The following is a 20,103-nucleotide window of genomic DNA, read 5'->3' as shown; positions in this document are numbered from 1 at the left end:
GCTCACTGCCGGGCGATGGCCATGGCGCGGTAGGCGGCGTACTGCCCGGCCGGGTTCTCGCCGTCCACCCAGGGGATCGCTCCTACATAACCGTCGATCGCCCGTACCTGTTCCGCCGCCTCCGGGTACCGCTCCGCGCGCACCAGGAAACACAGCAGCAGGTGGCGCACGTGCGGCTCCACCGGGTGACCGGGGCGGACGCTGTTCACGGCGAACTGGGCCGCCTCGATCGCGTCCGAGACGACCGCGCCCTGGTACATCCCCTGCGAAAGCTGCACGTCGGGCAGGTGGTCGTAGACCGCGAACAGCGGCAGGGCCGCCAGCAGACTGCCCTTGGGCGCGCCGGCCGCCGCGGACGTGGCGAACGCGTCGGCCTCCGTGCGGGAGCCGTGCCACTTCTCGGACAGGTAGGGCAGCGCGGCGAGGTGGGCGCCCATATGCGCGGGGTCACGCTGCGTGACCTTGCCCCACAGCGCCTCGAAGTCCGGCTTGCGGTAGCTGAGCCCGCGGGCGATGAACAGCTCCGTGATGTACGGGGCCGGGTCGTCCGGCGCCAGCCGGGCCGCCTCGGCGCAGACCGTTCGGGCCTCCTCCAGGATGATGCGGTGCTCGGCCGCGCCCGGGTCGGCCATGGCCTGCCACACCAGGAACTGCGCGTACACCTGCGCGCCACCCGCGTCGTTCGGCTCCTCGGCGCGCCACGTGCGCAGCCAGCCCGCGTCCTTCCCGCCGGGCGGCTCGCCCGCGGCGCGCCAGGTGGCCAGCTCCATGGCCGCGGCGCCGGCCAGCGACTGCACGCGCTGCCAGCGCTGCTCGCTGTCGTCGGTGAGGGCGAGGAGCTGGCCCACGGGGCGCCAGCCCTGGGTGCGCTGTGCCTCGTCGAGGGCCGTGACCAGCTCCTCGTCGGGCCCTGGCAGGCGCACGTCGAGCTGCTCGACCGGAACGAGCCCGGTGGTGGCGGCCGGCTCGCCGTCCTTGGCCAGCGAGAGGGGGTCGCGGGTCCGGCCCAGCGGGCCGGTCTGCGCCTCGGCCGCCGCCGCGGTGCGTTCGAACTCCTGGCGCTCCCTGCGCCGGCGCAGCATGGGCATGATGACGACACCGAAGACGGTGACCAGGACGATCAGCAGCAACAAGGCTTCCATGGCGGCGCGGCTCCCCCTCGTTCGGCGTGTGTGGTGCATAGCGGCTCGGCGTGTGTGAACACCTTATGCCGGGTGCGGTGGCGAGCCGGATACGGCAGTGACTCCACCGTACGGCGCACTACCGTGGAGTCATGAACGAGCAGCGTTTGCGGCGGCACTTCGAGACCGCCGCCATCCACGCCGGGCAGGAGCCCGACGCGGTCACCGGGGCGGTGGTCCCGCCCATCCATCAGTCCTCGACGTTCAAGCAGGACGGCGTCGGGGGCCTGCGCGGCGGTTACGAGTACAGCCGGTCCGCGAACCCGACCCGCACCGCCCTTGAGGAGAATCTGGCGGCGATCGAGGGCGGGGGGCGGGCGCTGGCGTTCGCCTCGGGTCTTGCCGCGGAGGACTGCCTGCTGCGCACGGTGCTGAAGCCGGGGGACCATCTGCTGATCCCGAACGACGCCTACGGCGGCACGTTCCGGCTCGTGGCCAAGGTCGTCGAGCGCTGGGGTGTGGAGTGGTCCGTGGCGGACACCACGGACCCGGCGTCGGTGCGGGCCGCGCTGCGGCCGGAGACGAAGCTGGTCTGGGTGGAGACCCCGTCCAACCCGCTGCTCGGCATCACGGACATCGCCGTGGTGGCGGACCTCACCAGGACGGCGGGGGCGCGGCTGGTCGTCGACAACACGTTCGCCAGCCCGTACCTCCAGCAGCCGCTGGCGCTGGGCGCCGACGTGGTGGTGTATTCCACGACCAAGTACCTGGGCGGGCACTCCGACGTGGTGGGCGGCGCGCTGGTCACGTCGGACACGGGCCTGGGCGAGGAGCTGGCGTTCCACCAGAACGCGATGGGCGCCATCGCGGGGCCGTTCGACTCGTGGCTGGTGATGCGCGGCATCAAGACGCTGGCCGTGCGGATGGACCGGCACGGGCAGAACGCGGGGCGGATCGCGGAGGCCCTGACGGCGCACCCGAAGGTGCTCCAGGTGTACTACCCGGGCCTGCCCGCGCACCCGGGGCACGAGACGGCCGCGAAGCAGATGCGGGGCTTCGGCGGGATGGTGTCGTTCCGGGTGGCGGGCGGCGAGGCGGCGGCGGTCGAGGTGTGCAACCGGACGCGGCTGTTCACGCTGGCCGAGTCCCTGGGCGGCGTCGAGTCGCTGATCGAGCACCCCGGCCGCATGACGCACGCCTCGGTGGCGGGCTCCGCGCTCGAGGTGCCCGGCGATCTGGTGCGGCTCTCGGTCGGTATCGAGGCCGTGGACGACCTCCTGGACGACCTCACCCGGGCTCTCGGCTGAGAGGCGCGGGGCGGCCGGCCTCGGGACCGGCCTACGTGCCTGCCCCGGGACCGGTCTCGGGACCGGTCTCGGGTCCGGTTTCGGGACCTGACTCCGCTCCGGCGGCCTGGAGCCGCGTGACGGATGCGTTGAAGCGAGTGAGGAGCGTGCGGAAGGCCGCGCGCTCCTCCCCGGTCCAGTCCGCGGTGAGCACGGCGATCAGCCGGCGGCGCGAGGACCGCACCTCGGCGAGGCGGTCGGCGCCGGGCGGCGAGAGGGCCAGGACCACGGCACGGCCGTCCGCCGGGTCCGCGGTGCGGTGGACGAGGCCCGCGTCGACCAGCGGGGCGACCTGCCGCGTGACCGTCGAGGAGTCGATGCCGAGCCGGGCGGCCAGGGCCTTGACCCCGGCGGGTCCGTCCTGGTCGAGCCTGCTGAGCAGCAGGTAGGCCGCGCGGTCCATCGAGTCGCGCGCCGCGCCGAGCCCGCCGAGGCGGGTCTGCTCGGCGCGCCGCGCGAAGAGGGCCACCTCGTGCTGGAGTGCGTCGAGCACCGTGACGTCGGGCAGGTGGTCTGTCGTCGATTCGGGCGTCATGTCCTGGGGTGGGTCGGCGGAAGCGGAGTGGGTCCGGGGTTGGCACAGCGTACGCCGCCCGGCGGGCCCGCGAATGCCCAATGGCCGATCCGGCGGCGGCGATCGGGCGGCGGCGATCGGGGCGCACCGGCCGGGCCCGTGCCGCGGGCGCCTGCGAGACTTGCGGCATGTCCGCTCCCCACCGGCCCGGCCTGGCCGACGTGCTCGCCGCCCAGAAGACGCTCACCGGCATCACGCGCGTGACGGCGCTGGAGGGCAGCCGTCATCTCGGCCGGCTGATCGGCGCCCCCGTCCGGCTCAAATGCGAGAACCTCCAGCGGACCGGCTCCTTCAAGCTCCGCGGCGCCTACACCAGGATCGCGGGCCTCGACGCGGCCGAGCGCGCCCGCGGCGTGGTCGCGGCGAGCGCGGGGAACCACGCGCAGGGCGTGGCGCTCGCCGCGGAGCTGCTGGGCGTGCGCTCGACGGTGTTCATGCCCGTGGGCGCGCCGCTGCCGAAGGTGGCGGCGACCCGGGAGTACGGCGCCGAGGTGCGGCCGCACGGGCAGGTGGTGGACGAGACGCTGGCCGCGGCGCAGGAGTACGCCGAGACGACGGGGGCGGTGCTCATCCACCCCTTCGACCACCCGGACGTGGTGGCCGGTCAGGGCACGCTCGGCCTGGAGATCCTGGAGCAGTGCCCCGAGGTGCGCACCATCGTGGTGGGCGTCGGCGGCGGCGGCCTCGCGGCCGGGGTGGCGCTCGCGGTGAAGTCGCTGCGGCCCGACGTGCGGATCGTCGGGGTGCAGGCGGAGGGCTCGGCGGCCTATCCGCCCTCGCTGGCGGCGGGGCGGCCGGTGGCGCTGCCCGAGGTGTCGACGATGGCGGACGGGATGAAGGTCGGCAGGCCGGGCGACGTGCCGTTCCGGATCATCGCCGACCTGGTGGACGAGGTGCGCACCGTCTCGGAGGACGCGCTCTCCCGCGCGCTGCTGCTGTGCCTCGAACGGGCCAAGCTGGTCGTGGAGCCCGCGGGGGCCAGCCCGGTGGCGGCGCTGCTGAGCGACCCCGGGGCGTTCACCGGTCCGGTGGTCGCCGTCCTTTCGGGCGGGAACGTCGACCCCGTGGTCCTCGACCGCAGCCTGCGGCACGGGATGGCGGCGGCGGGGCGCTACCTGTCGCTGCGGCTGCGCGTGCCGGACCGGCCGGGGGTGCTGGCGGCGCTGCTCGGGGAATTGTCAGTGGCCGACGCTAACGTGCTAGCCGTCAATCACGTCAGGACCGATCCGGGTCTCGGCGTGAGCGAGGCGGAGGTCGAGCTTCAGTTGGAGACCCAGGGTCCGCGGCACTGCGCGGAGGTGACGGAGAGCCTGCGGCGTGCGGGGCACCGCATCCTCGGCTGACGGCGGGCGAGCGGTCCGGTGACGGGCGCCGGCCTCCCGCGAAATAAATCGCTAACGCGATACATCGCGTTAGCCTACACTGGCGGCCCCGCCTCTCGCGGGTCACGCTGAAACCCTGCCATTCCACACTGGGAGACCACATGCCAGGCGCCATCTACGCCGAAGGTCTGGTGAAGACCTTTGGCGATGTCAGGGCACTGGACGGCGTCGACATCGACGTTCCTGAGGGCACCGTGCTCGGCCTGCTCGGGCCGAACGGCGCGGGGAAGACCACCACCGTGCGCGTCCTGACCACACTCATGCAGCCCGACAGCGGCCGTGCGGAGGTCGCGGGACTCGACGTCCTCAAGTATCCGAACGAGGTGCGCCGTTCCATAGGTCTGTCCGGCCAGTTCGCCGCCGTCGACGAGTATCTGACCGGCCGGGAGAACCTTCAGATGGTGGGCCAGCTCTACCAGCTGTCGAGCCGGGACGCGAAGCGGCGGGCCGCGGAGCTGCTGGAGCGGTTCAACCTGGCGGAGGCCGCCGACCGCACCGCGAAGACCTACTCCGGCGGCATGCGCCGCCGGCTCGACCTGGCCGCCGCGCTGGTCGTCAGCCCGCCGGTGATGTTCATGGACGAGCCGACCACCGGTCTCGACCCGCGGAACAGGCAGCAGCTGTGGGAGGTCATCCAGGAGTTGGTGGCGGGCGGCACGACGCTGCTGCTGACCACGCAGTACCTGGAGGAGGCCGACCACCTCGCCGACACGATCGCCGTCGTGGACCACGGCAAGGTCATCGCCCGCGGCACCTCCGACCAGCTGAAGGACCAGACGGGCGGCGACGTGGTCGAGGTCGTCGTGCACGACCGCGAGCACATCGGCACCGCGGAGGAGGTGCTGCGGCGCCTCGGGGACGGCGAGACGACGCTCGTCGAGCACACCAGGAAGCTGAGCGTTCCCGCGGCGGGCGGCGCCAAGCTGCTGGCCGAGGTCATCCGCGAGCTGGACAGCCGCGGCATCGAGATCGACGACATCGGCCTGCGCCGCCCGACGCTCGACGACGTCTTCATCTCGCTGACCGGCCACGCCACCGAGGAGGCGGCACCGGCCGGCACGGCGGGCGGCACCGACACGACGGGCGGGGCCGCGGCGTCCGCCGCCCCGGCGAAGAATGAGGAGAGCCAGTGAGTATCACCGCGCAAGGCACCGCGCCGAGGCGGGCGCCGCAGCCGAGCGGCGAGCGGATCACCTTCGCCCAGAGCATGCGGGACTCCCTGGTCGTGGCGAAGCGGAACCTGCTGCGGATGCTGCGCATCCCCGAGGTCGTGATCTTCGGCCTCATCCAGCCGATCATGTTCGTGGTGCTGTTCTCGTACATCTTCGGCGGCTCGATCAACATTCCGGGTGCGGGGCTCGACGCGGGCGCCTACCGGGAGTTCCTGATGGGCGGCATCTTCGCGCAGACGGTCACGTTCGCGACCGCGGGCGCGAGCGCCGGTATCGCGGAGGACATGCAGAAGGGCATCATCGACCGGTTCCGTTCGCTGCCCATGGCGCGCGGTGCGGTCCTCACGGGGCGCACGTTCGCGGACCTGGCGCAGACCGCGGTGATCCTGCTGGTCCTGGCCATCGTCGCCTTCCTCGTCGGGTGGCGGATCAACGACGGCGTGCTGAACGCGCTGGCCGCCTTCGGCCTGCTGCTCCTCTTCGGGTACGCGTTCACGTGGATCGGCGCGCTCATCGGCCTTTCGGTGCGTTCGCCGGAGGCGGCCACCTCCGGCGGTCTGGTGTGGCTGTTCCCGCTGACCTTCATCTCCGTGGCGTTCGTCCCCTCGGAGAACATGCCGGGATGGCTCCAGCCCGTCGCCGAGTGGAATCCGTTCAGTGCCATCGTCCTCGCCGTGCGCGAGCTGTTCGGCAATCTGCCGCCGGGCTACCAGGCGCCCGACGCCTGGCCCATGCAGCACCCGGCGCTGGCCTCCGCGCTCTGCTCGGTGGCCATCATCGCGCTCTTCCGCACGCTCGCCGTCCGGAAGTACAAGCGCGCCACCGGCTGAGCACGGGCGCGCCCGCGGGACGGCCGAGCCGTGCGAGGCCCCCGTTCGATTGCTGTGCGATCGAACGGGGGCCCTGTTGTTCCCTCTTCCGTTCCGAGTATGCGTCCAGCATGCAACGATCTGACCGAATCCAGCGTGATACAGGACGGGTTGGGCATGCGTTCGGACGACTGACGGGGAGGCAGGCCGATGCGGCAGACACAGACCGTGCTGAGCGAACGACACCGGGCAGAAGCCGACCGGCTGCTGGTGCGCGCGGTGGAGGAGGAGGTGCGCCGTTCCGAGGGGCGCATCGACGGCGCCCAGTTGCTGCAACGCGCTCGGGGGGAGCTGGCGGAGATCGTGCGCCCCGCGCACGAGGAGTACGCGGCGTACGCCCAGGCCGAGGCGGACAGCGCGCCCGGCCGGCTCGCCGACCGGTTCACGCCGCGCGCCGTCGGCGGGCTCGCCGGGGCGGCGGGCGCCGCCGCGCTCGCGACCGTCCTGCTCGTGGGCAGCATCGACGTGTCCGCCGCGACGGCGTTCACCGACGCCGCCATCGTCGCCGCCGCCGCGCTCCTCGGCTTCGCCGCGCAGGCCGTCGTGGCCCACCTGTGGTCCGCGGAACGCACCGCGGGGAGCCGCCACCAGCCCGGCGGCGTCGAGCAGTTGCGGCTGGCCTGGCGCTCCGCGGTCGAGGTGCGCGGCATCCGCCCGTACCTGGAGCAGCAGCGGGTCGTCGCGCCCCGCCGCGACCCGCTGCGGGACAAGCGCGAGAGCCGCCCGCAGCAGCGGGTCGGGAACAAGAGCGGTGCGGCCCGCGCCCGCGCCGTGCTGGCACGTTCCTTCGACCGCCTGCCCGATCCGGGCCACCCGTTCATCGGGCGCCGCAGCCAGCTCACGCAGATCACCCAGTGGGTCAACCGCGACCGCGCCAGGACCGAGACGCGGCCCACGGTCGTGGTCGTGCACGGCCCGTCCGGCTCCGGCCGCACCATGCTGGCCCGGTGGGCGGCCCACGAGCTGCGCGAACTCTTCCGCGGCGCCTGCCTGGTGGACCTGCGCGGCCAGAGCGAGGACCCGCTGCGCACCCGGGACGCGCTGCTGCACCTGATGAACCGCCTCGGCGCGCCCCGCGAACAGCTGCTGTTCCGCGAGAGCAGCGGGCAGGACGACGACGGCGCGCAGCTGCGCCGGCTCGCCGAGCGCTACCACCGGCATCTCGCCGAACTGCCCGTCGTCATCATCCTCGACGACGCCACCGACGCGGACCAGGTCCGCACCCTCGTGCCCGTGCGTTCCGCCTCGCTGATCCTGGTCACCGCGGCCGAGCCGCTCGCCCTCGACCCCGAACTGCCCGCGTCCGTCCACCACATGACGCTCGGCCCGATGGAAACGGCGGCGTCGGAGGAGCTGCTGCGGGCCTCGGTGACCGACGGGGCCACGATCGACCAGGGCCCCTACGACGAGGTGGCGTGGCGGCGCGTCACCGAACTGTGCGACGGCCGCCCGCTGCTGCTGCGGATGGCGGGTTCGGCCCTGGACGAGCGCGACCCGGCCAGGCTCGCCGAGGACCTGGCCGCCTACGGGGACGTCGGCGCCGGACTCGACGCACCCGAGCGTGTCATGCGCATGCGGTACGCCGACCAGCCGGAGATCGCCCGCAGACTGCTGCGCCGCCTGGCACTGGCCGGCCGCGCCAGCCTCGGCGCGCGCGCCGCCGCCGCGCTGCTCGGCGTCGGCCAGCAGGAAGCGGCGCGCCAGCTGGAGGAGCTGACCCGCACCGGACTGCTGCGCAACGTCCGCGGCAACCGCTACCGCCTGCACGACCTGGTGCGCCGCTTCGCCCGCGCCCGGCTGTTCGACGAGGAGAGCGACGGCGAGCGTTCCGCCGCGCAGGAACGGCTGATCCGCAGCTACGCGGAGCTGGCCGACACGGTGATCCGGCTGGTGGACGGCAAGACCTCCACGCGCGCCGACCTGCTGCCCGCCGCGGCGGGCGGGCACGGCTTCGCCTCCCTGGACGCGGCGCTGCGCTGGCTGGACGACGAGACCAGCTTCATCACCGCCACCCTCAGGCACGCCGACGAACGCGTCGACCGCCAGGCCGTTTCGCACCTGCTCGGCGCGCTGTGCGACTACTGCCTACTGCGCGGCGACCTCTACCGCCTCGGCGAGCTGAACGAGCTGACGCAGGCCGTCAACCAGGGCCTGCTGACGCGCTCCGTGCAGTGGCGCACCGGCGTCGCCGCCCGGCAGCTCGGCGATCTCGACAAGGCGCGTTCCACGCTCAGCTCGGTCGTCACCCTCTACCAGCGCGCGCAGAACGAGGCGGGCACCGCCCGCGCCCTGCGTGACCTGGGCATCACGCTCCAGCACCAGGGGCAGCTCACCGAGGCGGGCGACCGGCTGCGCGAGGCGCTCGCGCTCCAGGACGGCCAGGTCCTGGACGGCGACCGCGCCTGGACGCTGCACGCGCTGGCCGCGGTCGAGCGCGAACGGGGCCGGATCGTCGCCGCCCGCGGCATGCTGGGCGAGGCGCTGCGGCTGCACCAGGGCAGCGGCAGCGTGCACGGCGAGGCGTGGACACGGTTCCAGCTGGGCCAGACCCTGCTGTGCGCGGGCGACATCCCGGCCGCGGAGCGCGAACTGCGGCTCGCCCTCGACCTGTACGAGCGGTCGAGGGACGTCCGCGGCGTTGCCTGGGCGATGACGGAGCTGGGCCAGGCGCGGGTGCACGCGGGGGACGCGACCGCCGCGCAGGAACAGTTGGAGACCGCGCTGGCCAGGCACCGGGAGACGGAGGACGCGCGCGGCGAGGCGTGGACGCTGTACGACCTCGGCCAGGCGCTGGAGGAGGCGGGCGACACCGCCGGCGCGGTGCGCACGATGGAGCGGGCGCGGACCATGTTCAGCCGGATGCGGGACCTCTACGGCCTGGCCTCCGCGCGCCACCACTCGGCGCGCATCACCCGCGACATGCGGGCGGAGGCCACCGGATCGCTGCGCAACAGCGGCTTCGCCCGGCAGCTGCTGACCGACGCGCGCCGCGACTTCCGGCGGGCCGGCGTCGGCCACGGCGAGGCGTGGTCCTGCGTGGAACTCGCGGTCATCGAGGCGGGGAACGAACGCCTCGGGCCGGCCCTCCAACTAGCCGACGAGGCCCTGAGCCTGTTCACGGCGGGCTGGGGCGAGGGGCCGGACGCCCGCGGCGCGGACTGGGCGCAGCTGCTGCGCTGCACGCTGCTGCCGCTGGCCTCACCCGGCGGCTCGGACGTCGGCCAGGCGGTCGCCCAGGAGGAGCTGGCGCAATTGCTGCGCGAGCCGCACCCCAGGCGCGACCCCCGGCTGACGGACGCCGCGCACGCCTACGCCCTGATGCTGGAGCGCGGCCAGGGCCCCGAATCGGGCTGGCCCGCCTGGCGTCTCGGCATGGTGCCAGGACGCGCCGCCCGGGACGTGATCGGCGCGCCGATCACCTGACCCGGGGCCCCGGACCCTCCCACACGGGCGGGTCCGGAGGTGATCGTCGCCAGGACAGGACCTAGGAACGGGAGGGCTGCCGCTCTGCGTCGGCGCCGCCCTTCTGCTCCGTGAAATCGACCTTTCCCAGGTGTTTGCTCATGGACTTCAACAGTATCCAGACGCCCACGCCCAGGATCGCGAAGACGATGAAGCCCAGTACACCGGGCGTCACCGTGTACTCGTTCAGCTCCTCGGCGAGAGGCAGCAACTCACTCATGCGTTCAATTCTCCCGGATGCCCGCGAAGAGGTCGGACTCGGGTAGAGAAGTGTCCACCCGCGAGCGGGCCAGCTCGTAGTCCTCGGTCGGCCAGATTTCCTGCTGGAGGTCGAGCGGCACTCGGAACCAGCCACCGTCCGGGTCGATCTGCGTGGCGTGCGCGATCAGCGCCTTGTCGCGGATCGCGAAGAACTCCGCGCACGGGACCCGCGTGGTCAGCTGCCGCTCGGGCCGCTCCGCGTCGTCCCAGCGCTCCAGCCACTCCGCGTACGGCGACTCCATGCCGCGGGCGAGCATCGCCTCGTGCAGGGCGAGGGTGCGCGGCCGGTTGAACCCCTGGTTGTAGTACAGCTTCAGCGGCTGCCACGGCTCGCCGGCCCCGGGGAAGCGGTCCGGGTCCCCCGCGGCCTCGAACGCGGCGACCGACACCTTGTGGGTCATGATGTGGTCCGGGTGCGGATACCCGCCGTTCTCGTCGTACGTGGTCATCACGTGCGGCCGGAAGGAGCGGACCAGGCGCACCAGCGGCTCGGTGGCCGCGTCCAGCTCCTGGAGGGCGAAGCACCCCTCGGGAAGCGGCGGCAGCGGGTCGCCCTCGGGCAGCCCGGAGTCGACGAAGCCGAGCCACTCCTGCTTCACGCCCAGGATCTCCCTGGCCTCGGCCATCTCCCGGGCGCGCACCTCGTGGATGTGCTCCTCGATGTAGGGGTCGCCCTGAAGCTTCGGGTTCAGGATGGAGCCGCGCTCCCCGCCGGTGCACGTGGCGACCAGCACGTCCACGCCCTCGGACACATATCTCGCCATGGTCGCGGCTCCCTTGCTGGACTCGTCGTCCGGGTGGGCATGCACGGCCATGAGTCGCAGCTGCTCGGTCAACGCAGATTCCTCGTCGTCTGGTCGGTGGTCGGGGTCCGGCTCACGCCTTCTATAGTGACTGATGGACCGGCCGGGCTATTCCGGATTTCCCACCGCCCGCCGACCGCCGTCCACCGCAAGGACCGTCTCACCACGAGGACCGACCGTCATGGCTGATGTGCGCGCAATGGCTCCCGAGGGCCGGTACGGCCGCTCCGGCGCCGCCGACGCCCGCACCGACCGGCGGCTGAAGATCATCGGTCTGGTGCTCGGCGTCCTGCTGCTCGGCTTCGTGGCCTGGGCGGGGGTGTCCTACATCGGCGAGCAGAAGGTGTCGGGGGAGCTGACCGGATTCCAGGTCGTCTCCGACGAGCAGATCGATGTGAACCTCGCGGTGCGCAAGCCCGCGGACACCGACGGCGTCTGTACGGTGCGCGCGCAGGCGGAGGACGGCCTTGAGGTGGGGCGCGCGGACTTCAGGTTCGACGAGAGCGGCGACAGTGCGCACCGCACGGTCACGCTCCGCACCACGGGCCGGGCCACCTCCGCGGAGCTGATGGGCTGTTCACAGGCCCCGGCCGACGCCGGCTAGGGGCCGCAGTGTTTGCCCCCGGCAGCGGAGGGTAATCCTTCCGGACATCGACCGGCGTTGTTAGAGTCGATATTTCGATCGATGTATCGCCCGCCCAGGAGCGCAGATGTCCGGGACGGGCCTTCCTTTTTATCCCCTCCCTATTCACCCCGAAGGAGCACCTGTGACGCAGACCAGCGACACTGTCACCTGGCTGACCCAGGAGGCGTATGACCAGCTCAAGGCGGAGCTGGATCACCTGTCGGGTCCCGCTCGCATCGAGATCGCCAAGAAGATCGAGCAGGCGCGCGAGGAGGGGGACCTGAAGGAGAACGCCGGGTACCACGCGGCCAAGGAGGAGCAGGGGAAGATGGAGGCGCGCGTGCGCCAGCTGACCCAGCTGCTGGAGAGTGCGCAGGTCGGTGAGGCCCCCGCGGACACCGGGGTGGTGGCGCCCGGCATGGTGGTGACGATCGCGTTCGACGGCGACCCGGACGACACGATGACCTTCCTCCTGGCCTCCAGGGAGTTCGCGACCTCCGACATCGAGACCTACTCCCCGCAGTCGCCGCTGGGCAGCGGCGTGAACGGCAAGAAGGTCGGCGACGACGCGGAGTACCAGCTGCCCAACGGGAGCACCGCGCACGTGAAGGTCCTGGAGGCCAAGCCCTACCAGGCGGGCTGAGCCCGCCGCGAGGCAGACCCGACCCATGGCGGATCGACTCGCCGCCGAGACCTCGCCCTACCTGCTCCAACACGCGGACAACCCGGTCGCGTGGTGGCCGTGGTGCGCGGAAAGGCCTTCGAGGAGGCGCGGCGGCGGGACGTACCGGTACCGCTGAGCGTGGGATACGCCAGCTGCCACTCGTGCCGGTGGGCGCCCTCGACCAGCTGGCTCCGACCTGCCGCTTCGCCATGGGGAACCGGCGTGGGCGCGTACGGTGAGAAGCCGGCCGGGAACAATGGACGCCGTGCTCGCGTGACCGGCGCATCCGGCCGCCTGCGGACCGCGTAGCCGTTGAGCGTGCCTCGCGGTCCGCTGGAAACGGTGGGTCGAGCGCCACGACGCTTCAGCTCGTGCGTTCTTTCCTGTCGGTCTTGCCCGATCCGCCCGCGGCCTGCCCGGTGGCGGGCAAGGAGAGCGGGGCGCGTGAAGGGGTGAGGGCCTTCTGGGTTCGGTGTGGATGGGGAAATCCGCACCGGCACACGGGCGGCCCTCATGGTCCACCGCAACGCTTCGCTGACTCCTACCGGGCGACTGCGTCTGGCCAGGTGCGTCGTGGCCGACCACTGACCGTTGCGACGGGCCACGGAACGCGTCCAGGTCAGCCACACCACCGCTGCCCGCCGGGCGGGCGGCTACCGGCACCTGGGTGCCGAGGGCACCACCGATCCCGCCGCACCCCGGCCGTCCTCAAGGCCGAGGTTGCCCGCCCTGGACGCACTGGGCCGGGCCACCGGCGAGCCCGCGCGCCACTACGAACGCGCCCGACCCGGCGAACTGGCCCACATCGACGTCAAGAAACAAAGTCCTGGGCCGGGCGGCCGGCAGCCCGCACAAGGACCGCCGCGACGGCCCCGGATACGCCTACCCGCACACCGCCCCGGACGACCACACCCGCCTCGCCTACACCCAAGACCTCCCCGACGAGAGGGCCGCCACCTGCGCCGGGTTCCTCACCATCGGACGCGTCCTGACCGGCAACGCCCGGGCCTGTATCAAGAACACCCGGCGCGGCCCCGGACCAACGGCAAGGCCGAACGCTGCCACCGCACCCTGCTCGACGAATGGCCGCCCGCCCGCAGTGGAGAGGGCGACCGCACGACGCCGGCTCCGGGGGGCGTCCGGGGGACGGCCCCGGCCCGGCCGATATCGACGGGGGCAGGGCGAACCCGTCGTCGTGCCGGGCCGCCGCTGAGCGCGTACGTCGCCCCGTCAGGACCGGCGCTCACGTCGCTGGCGAGGGGGCCCTCGACGGTGTCGGTGACACGCACCCCCGGCCGAAGGGGCGCCACGGTACTCGCTACCGCGTACTCGCTACCGCGTCGGCTTCGGGTCCGCGCCTTCGGCCCGCCGCACGTGGGGAGAGCCCTGGACACCATTAGTGTCATGAACCTTGTCAACTTCGTCACGGGTGTCCTACGCTTCCCTCACTTAGAAAGCGCTTTCTGTATCAGGTGTTTCGCACCGGTCGGAGCGTCTGCCGCGGTGCCCGCCGCGGGACGTGTACGAGCCGCCGCCGGTTCGGAGCAGTCCACAGGGTGTCGCCGCCGCAAAGCGCGTGCCGTGATCAAGCCGTGTCGGGTGGCAACGGCGACGCCCTCTCTCCGTAGGCAGCATGCGACGCGACGCGCGCCCGCTCCGGGCGGGCCGCGCAACGGCAGTACCCGGTATCCGACAACGAACGGGAAGAACAAAGCATGAGCAGACCATTAACCGCGCGGCTCTGTGCCGTGCTGACCACAACGGCCCTGGCCGTCACCGGTCTGGCGGTGTCCGCGACCGGAGCGTCGGCGGCACCCGCCGCCACCGCCGCCGCCACCGGCTACGCGACGCAGAACGGCGGGACGACCGGTGGTGCGGGCGGGCAGACGGTGCGGGCCACCACGGGAACCGAGATCAACGAGGCCCTGTGCAACCGGGCCAGCACCAGCACCCCGGTCATCATCGAGGTCGAAGGGACTGTCAACCACGGCAATACCAGCGACGTCTCGGGCGACAGCTGCGACGTCGCCGACGATGTGATCGACCTCAAAGAGGTCAGCAATGTCACGATCGTCGGGGTCGGCAGCGGAGCCGTCTTCGACCAACTGGGCATCCACATCCGCGACTCCAGCAACATCATCATTCAGAACGTGACCGTCCGGAACGTCAAGAAGTCGGGCTCGCCCACCTCCAACGGCGGCGACGCCATCAGCATGGAGAGCAACGTCCGCAACGTCTGGGCCGACCACCTCACCCTGGAGGCCTCGGGCGGCGAGGACGAGGGCTTCGACGGCCTCTTCGACATGAAGAACAACACCCAGTACGTGACCCTGTCCTACAGCATCCTGCGCAACTCCGAACGTGGCGGCCTCATCGGGTCCAGTGAAAGCGACCGGTCGAACGGCTTCGTCACGTTCCACCACAACCTGTACCAGAACCTCAACTCCCGCACGCCCCTGCTGCGCGGCGGCATCGCCCACATGTACAACAACCACTACGCGGGCCTCGTCGAGTCCGGGATCAACTCCCGGGCCGGGGCCCGGGCCAAGGTGGACAACAACTACTTCGAGGACTCCAAGGACGTCCTGGGCACCTTCTACACCGACGAGCGCGGCTCCTGGGAGGTGAACGACAACATCTACGACAACGTGACCTGGTCGAGCGAGGGCAGCGAGAACTACCCGGCCGGCCCCGATCCGCGGTCCAACACCACCGTCAGCATCCCGTACGGCTACAGCCTCGACGACGCCGGCTGCGTGCCGGACGTGGTGAGCGAGACGGCGGGAGCCGACAACGGCCTGCAGGTCTCGGACGGCAACTGCGAAGCGGAGCCTCCGGACCCGACCGACCCGCCGGACCCGCCGGACCCGCCGGACCCGACCGATCCCCCGGTCGGCACCAACCTCAGCATCGGGGCCGGCGCCGACGGCTCGAGCAAGGCCGGCGGCACCAGCTACGGCAACGTCATCGACGGCGACATGAACACCTACTGGTCGCCGGCCGGCTCGACCGGCCGGATCTCGGTCAAGTGGGGCTCGGACACCACGGTGTCCACGATCAACATCCGCGAGGCGGCAGGCGCCGAAGGCAACATCGGCTCATGGCGGGTCGTCAACCACGACACCGGCGACGCCCTGGCCTCCGGCAGCGGGGCGGGAGTCATCACCTTCCCCGCGACATCGCTGAGCAAGATCAACTTCGAGATCGCCAGCTCGAGCGGCACGCCGAGGATCGCCGAGTTCGAGACCTACGCCGGAACGCCGCCGGACGACGGCGGGCCCACCGAGCCGCCGGACGACGGTGAGGCGATGCGGTTCGAGGCCGAGTCCTCCTCGGCGACGTGCGACGGCACGATCGACTCCGACTACGCCGGCTACTCCGGCACCGGGTTCTGCAACACCACCAACTCCACCGGCGCGGCCGCGGGGTTCACCATCGAGGCGGCAAGTGCCGGCCCGGCGACCTTGGGGGTCGGGTTCGCCAACGGCAGCACCTCGGCCCGCACCGCGGACCTGGTCGTCAACGGCTCGACGGTCCAGTCGGTCTCGTTCGAGGCCACCGGCTCGTGGAGCACCTGGTCCACCAAGTCCCTGACGGCGCAACTGGGCTCGGGCACCAACACCGTCCGGCTGGTCGCCACCGGCTCGGGCGGCCTGCCGAACATCGACTACCTGGAATCCTCGACCGGCACCCCGCCGGATGATGGCGACGACCCGCCGCCGACCGGGGACGCGCTGTACGTGGCGCCGGGCGGCAGCGACGGCGCCTCCGGGAGCGAGTCGGACCCGACGACGCTCACCTCGGCGATCGGCCGGATCGAGCCCGGCGGGACGATCTACATGCGCGGAGGGACCTACAACTTCTCGCAGACGGTCCACATCGAGCCGGGCAACGACGGCACCTCGGGCAACCGCACCGAACTGTTCGCCTCCCCGGGCGAGACCCCGGTGCTGAACTTCTCGGCCCAGAGCGAGGACTCGGCCAACCGCGGGCTGGCGATCGGCGGCGACTGGTGGCATCTGCAGGGCCTGGTCGTCGAACGCGCCGGTGACAACGGGATACTTCTGGGCGGTAACGACAACATCATCGAGCGCGTGGTGACGCGGCACAACCGCGACACCGGGCTGCAACTGTCGCGCTACACCGCCGGTGCGCCGTCCTCGGAATGGCCGTCGAACAACCTCATCATCAGCTCGGAGTCGCACGACAACTCCGACTCCGACGGCGAGGACGCCGACGGCTTCGCGCCGAAACTCACCGTGGGTCCCGGGAACGTCTTCCGGTATTGCGTGGCCCACAACAATATCGACGACGGCTGGGACATGTTCACCAAGGACGACACCGGCCCGATCGGAGCGGTCACCATCGAGGACTCGCTCTCGTACGAGAACGGGACGCTGTCGGACGGCACGCAGAACTCCAGCGGCGACCGCAACGGGTTCAAGCTCGGCGGTGAGGACATCGCGGTCGACCACACCGTGGTGCGGACCATCGCCTTCGACAACGGCAAGCACGGCTTCACCTACAACCGGAACCCCGGGTCGATGACGATCGAGAACAACCTGAGCATCGGCAACGAGGAGCGCAACTACAACTTCGACGCGGGCGACTCGACGTTCCGGAACAACACCTCCTGCGACAGCGGGTCGAACGACCGGATCATCGGCGACGACGCCGGCGGAAACCAGTGGTGGTCCGGCTCGAACGGGCCCGGGTGTGCCCCGTACTCCGGGGCCCTGGACTGGAACTTCGCCTCCGACGGCCGCTTGGTGGTGACCATAGGAGGGGACACGGTGAACCTGTAGCCGATCCATCGGACGGTGCCGGTCCGTTCGTCCGTCCGTCCGTCCGAACGAACGAACGGACGGGACGGACCGGCTCCACCACGTCACCACTTCCGGCGGCCACGGGACCGATCTCGGGCGCGCCTGCCGCGCACAAGGAGATGCGTGCAAGCGCTTGCACAATCCGATCCAGGCGAGCACCGCATCTTCGAGGCCATCGACGTCAACTGCGGAACACGGACGGCACCGAATCACCCCGGCGGGACTGACCAGGCATGCGGTCGGCCCCGTCGGCCCGGCACCGCGCGGTGGGCTGGACGGTCCCGGTCGTGCGACGATGCCGGTATGAATCGACTGGCTGACTCCCAGTCGCCTTATCTGCTCCAGCACGCCGCCAACCCGGTGGACTGGTGGCCATGGGGAGCGGAGGCGATGGCGGAGGCGCGGCGGCGGGACGTGCCGGTGCTGTTGAGCGTGGGGTACGCCAGTTGCCACTGGTGCCACGTCATGGCGCACGAGAGCTTCGAGGACGAGGCCGTCGCCGCCTATCTGAACGCGCGTTTTCTCCCCGTGAAGGTGGACCGGGAGGAGCGCCCCGATGTGGACTCCGTGTACATGGACGCCGTGCAGGCCGCGACCGGACAGGGCGGCTGGCCGATGACCGTGTTCATGACGGCGGACGGGGAGCCGTTCTACTTCGGCACCTACTTCCCGAGGGAGCCGCACGCCGGGCTCCCCTCGTTCACCCAGCTCCTGCAAGGCGTCCACACGGCCTGGACGGAGCGGCGCGGGGAGGTCGCCCAGGTCGCGGCGCGGATCACCGCCGACCTCGCGGAACGGCGGCTGTCCTACGACGCACCTGGGCCGCCGGGCGAGGCGGAGCTGGCGATGGCCGCGGCCGGGCTCGCCGGGGAGTTCGACGAGGCGCACGGGGGGTTCGGCGGGGCGCCGAAGTTCCCCCCGTCGATGGCGCTGGAGTTCCTGCTGCGCCACCACGTGCGCACCGGCTCGCGGGAGGCGCTGCGGATCGCGGCGGCGACGTGCGAGGCGATGGCGCGCGGCGGTATCTACGACCAGCTGGGCGGCGGGTTCGCGCGGTACGCGGTGGACGCCACGTGGACGGTGCCGCACTACGAGAAGATGCTGTACGACAACGCGCTGCTCGCCCGCGTGTACACCCACCTGTGGCGGGTCACCGACGAGCCGCTCGCCCGCCGGATCGCCCTGGAGACCGCGGATTTCCTGGTGCGTGAACTGCGTACCGATGAGGGCGGGTTCGCGTCCGCGCTGGACGCGGACAGCGAAGCCCCGGACGGCGGCGGGCCGGCGGAGGGCGCGTTCTACACCTGGACGCCCGAGCAGCTGCGGGCCGCGCTCGGGCCCGCCGACGCGGAGCTGGCCGCGGCCGTCTTCGGTCCGGGCGAGGAGGGCACGCTGCGGCTGCCGGGCGCGCAGGCGCCGGAGGGTTTGCGGGCGCGGCTGCTCGACGCCCGCGGTGCGCGCCCGCGCCCCGAGCGGGACGACAAGATCGTCGCCGCGTGGAACGGCCTGGCCATCGCGGCGCTCGCCGAGGCCGGCGCCTGCTTCGGCCGGGACGACCTGGTGGCGGCGGCGACGGGTGCGGCCGAGCTGCTGGCGGCGGTGCACCTGGACGCGGACGGCCGCCTCGTTCGCACGTCGAGGGACGGGCACGCCGGGCCGGGCGCGGGCGTGCTGGAGGACTACGGCGATGTGGCGGAGGGCTTCCTCGCGCTGTACGCGGTGACGGGCGCGCGGGCGTGGCTCGACCGGGCGGGCGCGCTGCTGGAGACGGTGCTCACGCGTTTCGCCGGTGCGGACGGCACGCTGTTCGACACGGCGGACGACGCCGAGCGGCTCATCCGCCGCCCGCAGGACCCGACGGACGGCGCGACGCCATCGGGCTGGTCGGCCGCCACGGGCGCGCTGCTGTCCTACGCCGCCTACACCGGCAGCGGCCGGCACCGTGCCGCCGCCGAGCGGGCGCTCGGCGTGGTGACGGCGCTCGGTCCGCAGGCGCCGCGTTTCACCGGCTGGGGTCTCGCGGTGGCCGAGGCCGCGGTGGACGGGCCGCGCGAGGTCGCGGTGGTCGGCGCGCGGGGCGACGCGGCGGCGGACGCGCTGCACCGCACCGCGCTGCGCGCGGCGGCGCCCGGCGCGGTCGTCGCGCGCGGCGAGCCGGACGACGCGGACCCGCCGCCGCTGCTGGCCGGGCGCCCGCTGCGCGAGGGCCGCGCCGCGGCGTACGTGTGCCGCGGCTTCGTCTGCGCCGCGCCCGTCACGGACCCGGAGTCGCTGGCGGCGCAGCTGGCCTGAGCGGCGGCGGGGCCGCGTCGTCCGCGAGGTCGTGTTCGAGTACGTCTATGCCGCGGTCGAGCAGGCCCATCAGGTCTTCGGCGAGGTCGCCCGCGGCCCAGTGCAGCAGCACTTCGCGCAGGCCGCCGAGGGCGGCGCCGATGAAGACGCGCAGCTCCAGCTCGTCGGGGGAGCGGCCGGTGCGCTCGGCCGGGATGGCGGCCACGCGTTCGCCGGTGGCGGCGAAGCTCTCGTCCAGGCGGGCGCGCACCGCGGGCACGGTGCGGACCAGGCGCAGCCGCTGTTCGGTGACGGCGCGGGCGCCGGGCGCGGACCAGACCTCGTGGATCGAGACGCGCAGCGCCTCGCCGAGCGCCGTCAGGGGTGGCTCGTGCGCGGGGCGCGCGCGCAGGGCGGCCTCAAGGACGATGTCGTTGTCGTTGTCGTCGGTGAGGACGATGTCCTCCTTGGTCGGGAAGTACCTGAACACCGTGCTCGGGGAGACCTCGGCGGCCTCGGCGATCTGGTCGACCCGGGTGGCGTCGTAGCCCTGTTCCGCGAAGAGGCGGTACGCGGCCCGGCGGATCGCGTGCCGGGGGCGCTGCTTCTTGCGTTCGCGCAGGCCGGGCCGTGTGGCCGGCGGGGGCGGGGGCGGGGGCGCGGGCGGGGGCGCGGGCGGGCGGGGCCTGTGCGGGTTTCTCCCGCGGCGGGAGCGTCGACGGCCGGG

The 20,103-nt window shown here is 72.4% G+C and carries 14 protein-coding genes and 2 pseudogenes; 11 read left to right on the top strand and 5 right to left on the bottom strand.

Features of this window, described 5'->3' with window-relative positions; genetic code table 11:
* Positions 1-2 precede the first annotated feature (2 nt).
* Entirely contained in the window at positions 3-1,142 is a 1,140-nt protein-coding gene (locus RM779_RS30820) for a hypothetical protein (RefSeq protein WP_311621086.1), read from the bottom strand.
* Between the two features lie 131 nt (positions 1,143-1,273).
* Between RM779_RS30820 and RM779_RS30815 the strand changes: the two genes are divergently transcribed.
* Positions 1,274-2,428: a cystathionine gamma-synthase gene (locus RM779_RS30815; RefSeq protein ID WP_311621085.1), complete on the top strand. Its 1,155-nt coding sequence runs from the start codon at positions 1,274-1,276 to the stop codon at positions 2,426-2,428.
* Positions 2,429-2,459: 31 nt separating this feature from the next.
* Here RM779_RS30815 and RM779_RS30810 read toward each other — a convergent pair whose 3' ends face one another.
* The gene (locus RM779_RS30810; protein ID WP_311621084.1) at positions 2,460-3,002 is read right to left on the bottom strand and encodes a MarR family winged helix-turn-helix transcriptional regulator; all 543 of its coding nucleotides are present in this window, start codon (positions 3,000-3,002) and stop codon (positions 2,460-2,462) included.
* Positions 3,003-3,169: 167 nt separating this feature from the next.
* Between RM779_RS30810 and ilvA the strand changes: the two genes are divergently transcribed.
* The 4 genes from ilvA (at position 3,170) to RM779_RS30790 (ending at position 9,887) form a co-directional block, all read left to right on the top strand.
* Positions 3,170-4,384, top strand: coding sequence for a threonine ammonia-lyase (ilvA, locus tag RM779_RS30805; protein ID WP_311621083.1), 1,215 nt, complete (start codon positions 3,170-3,172; stop codon positions 4,382-4,384).
* Between the two features lie 140 nt (positions 4,385-4,524).
* Positions 4,525-5,556: an ATP-binding cassette domain-containing protein gene (locus RM779_RS30800; RefSeq protein WP_311621082.1), complete on the top strand. Its 1,032-nt coding sequence runs from the start codon at positions 4,525-4,527 to the stop codon at positions 5,554-5,556.
* 74 nt (positions 5,557-5,630) lie between these two features.
* Positions 5,631-6,425, top strand: a complete 795-nt coding sequence (locus tag RM779_RS30795) for an ABC transporter permease (protein ID WP_079252393.1) — start codon at positions 5,631-5,633, stop codon at positions 6,423-6,425.
* 189 nt (positions 6,426-6,614) lie between these two features.
* Positions 6,615-9,887 (top strand): tetratricopeptide repeat protein, encoded by a 3,273-nt coding sequence (locus tag RM779_RS30790; RefSeq protein ID WP_311621081.1) that lies wholly within the window; start codon positions 6,615-6,617, stop codon positions 9,885-9,887.
* Between the two features lie 61 nt (positions 9,888-9,948).
* Here RM779_RS30790 and RM779_RS30785 read toward each other — a convergent pair whose 3' ends face one another.
* Complete coding sequence (locus tag RM779_RS30785; protein ID WP_311621080.1) at positions 9,949-10,146, bottom strand: hypothetical protein; 198 nt, start codon at positions 10,144-10,146, stop codon at positions 9,949-9,951.
* 4 nt (positions 10,147-10,150) lie between these two features.
* On the bottom strand, positions 10,151-11,023 hold the full coding sequence (gene mca / locus RM779_RS30780; protein ID WP_311621079.1) for a mycothiol conjugate amidase Mca: 873 nt from the start codon (positions 11,021-11,023) through the stop codon (positions 10,151-10,153).
* Positions 11,024-11,171: 148 nt separating this feature from the next.
* On the opposite strand from mca, the gene RM779_RS30775 reads away from it, so the two are divergent.
* The 6 genes and pseudogenes from RM779_RS30775 (at position 11,172) to RM779_RS30750 (ending at position 19,397) form a co-directional block, all read left to right on the top strand.
* A complete protein-coding gene (locus RM779_RS30775; RefSeq protein ID WP_311621078.1) occupies positions 11,172-11,594 on the top strand; it encodes a DUF4307 domain-containing protein in 423 nt (140 codons plus the stop codon).
* Between the two features lie 163 nt (positions 11,595-11,757).
* On the top strand, positions 11,758-12,258 hold the full coding sequence (greA, locus tag RM779_RS30770; RefSeq protein ID WP_077059345.1) for a transcription elongation factor GreA: 501 nt from the start codon (positions 11,758-11,760) through the stop codon (positions 12,256-12,258).
* Positions 12,259-12,283: 25 nt separating this feature from the next.
* Positions 12,284-12,444, top strand: a pseudogene (locus tag RM779_RS30765) (DUF255 domain-containing protein); the annotation flags it as partial.
* A gap of 348 nt (positions 12,445-12,792) precedes the next feature.
* Positions 12,793-12,948 (top strand): annotated as a pseudogene (locus RM779_RS33910) (IS481 family transposase); the annotation flags it as partial.
* Positions 12,949-13,994: 1,046 nt separating this feature from the next.
* The gene (locus tag RM779_RS30755; protein WP_311621077.1) at positions 13,995-17,084 is read left to right on the top strand and encodes a pectate lyase family protein; all 3,090 of its coding nucleotides are present in this window, start codon (positions 13,995-13,997) and stop codon (positions 17,082-17,084) included.
* A gap of 324 nt (positions 17,085-17,408) precedes the next feature.
* Positions 17,409-19,397: a thioredoxin domain-containing protein gene (locus RM779_RS30750; protein WP_311621076.1), complete on the top strand. Its 1,989-nt coding sequence runs from the start codon at positions 17,409-17,411 to the stop codon at positions 19,395-19,397.
* On the opposite strand, the gene RM779_RS30745 is transcribed toward RM779_RS30750, so the two are convergent.
* A complete protein-coding gene (locus tag RM779_RS30745; RefSeq protein WP_394813432.1) occupies positions 19,360-19,962 on the bottom strand; it encodes a TetR/AcrR family transcriptional regulator in 603 nt (200 codons plus the stop codon). The genes RM779_RS30750 and RM779_RS30745 overlap by 38 nt on opposite strands.
* Positions 19,963-20,103: the final 141 nt, after the last annotated feature.

It is taken from the genome of Streptomyces johnsoniae (assembly GCF_031845565.1).
In the GTDB taxonomy this organism is placed as follows: Bacteria; Actinomycetota; Actinomycetes; order Streptomycetales; family Streptomycetaceae; genus Streptomyces; species Streptomyces johnsoniae.
Note: the sequence above shows the minus strand (reverse complement) of the source record. Positions and strands in the feature narration are given on the sequence as shown.

Coding starts and splice junctions, on each gene's coding strand:
- RM779_RS30820 (WP_311621086.1), bottom strand. CDS start 1,142: ATGGAAGCCTTGTTGCTGCTGATCGTCCTGGTCACCGTCTTCGGTGTC.
- RM779_RS30815 (WP_311621085.1), top strand. CDS start 1,274: ATGAACGAGCAGCGTTTGCGGCGGCACTTCGAGACCGCCGCCATCCAC.
- RM779_RS30810 (WP_311621084.1), bottom strand. CDS start 3,002: ATGACGCCCGAATCGACGACAGACCACCTGCCCGACGTCACGGTGCTC.
- ilvA (WP_311621083.1), top strand. CDS start 3,170: ATGTCCGCTCCCCACCGGCCCGGCCTGGCCGACGTGCTCGCCGCCCAG.
- RM779_RS30800 (WP_311621082.1), top strand. CDS start 4,525: ATGCCAGGCGCCATCTACGCCGAAGGTCTGGTGAAGACCTTTGGCGAT.
- RM779_RS30795 (WP_079252393.1), top strand. CDS start 5,631: ATGCGGGACTCCCTGGTCGTGGCGAAGCGGAACCTGCTGCGGATGCTG.
- RM779_RS30790 (WP_311621081.1), top strand. CDS start 6,615: ATGCGGCAGACACAGACCGTGCTGAGCGAACGACACCGGGCAGAAGCC.
- RM779_RS30785 (WP_311621080.1), bottom strand. CDS start 10,146: ATGAGTGAGTTGCTGCCTCTCGCCGAGGAGCTGAACGAGTACACGGTG.
- RM779_RS30775 (WP_311621078.1), top strand. CDS start 11,172: ATGGCTGATGTGCGCGCAATGGCTCCCGAGGGCCGGTACGGCCGCTCC.
- RM779_RS30755 (WP_311621077.1), top strand. CDS start 13,995: ATGAGCAGACCATTAACCGCGCGGCTCTGTGCCGTGCTGACCACAACG.
- RM779_RS30750 (WP_311621076.1), top strand. CDS start 17,409: ATGAATCGACTGGCTGACTCCCAGTCGCCTTATCTGCTCCAGCACGCC.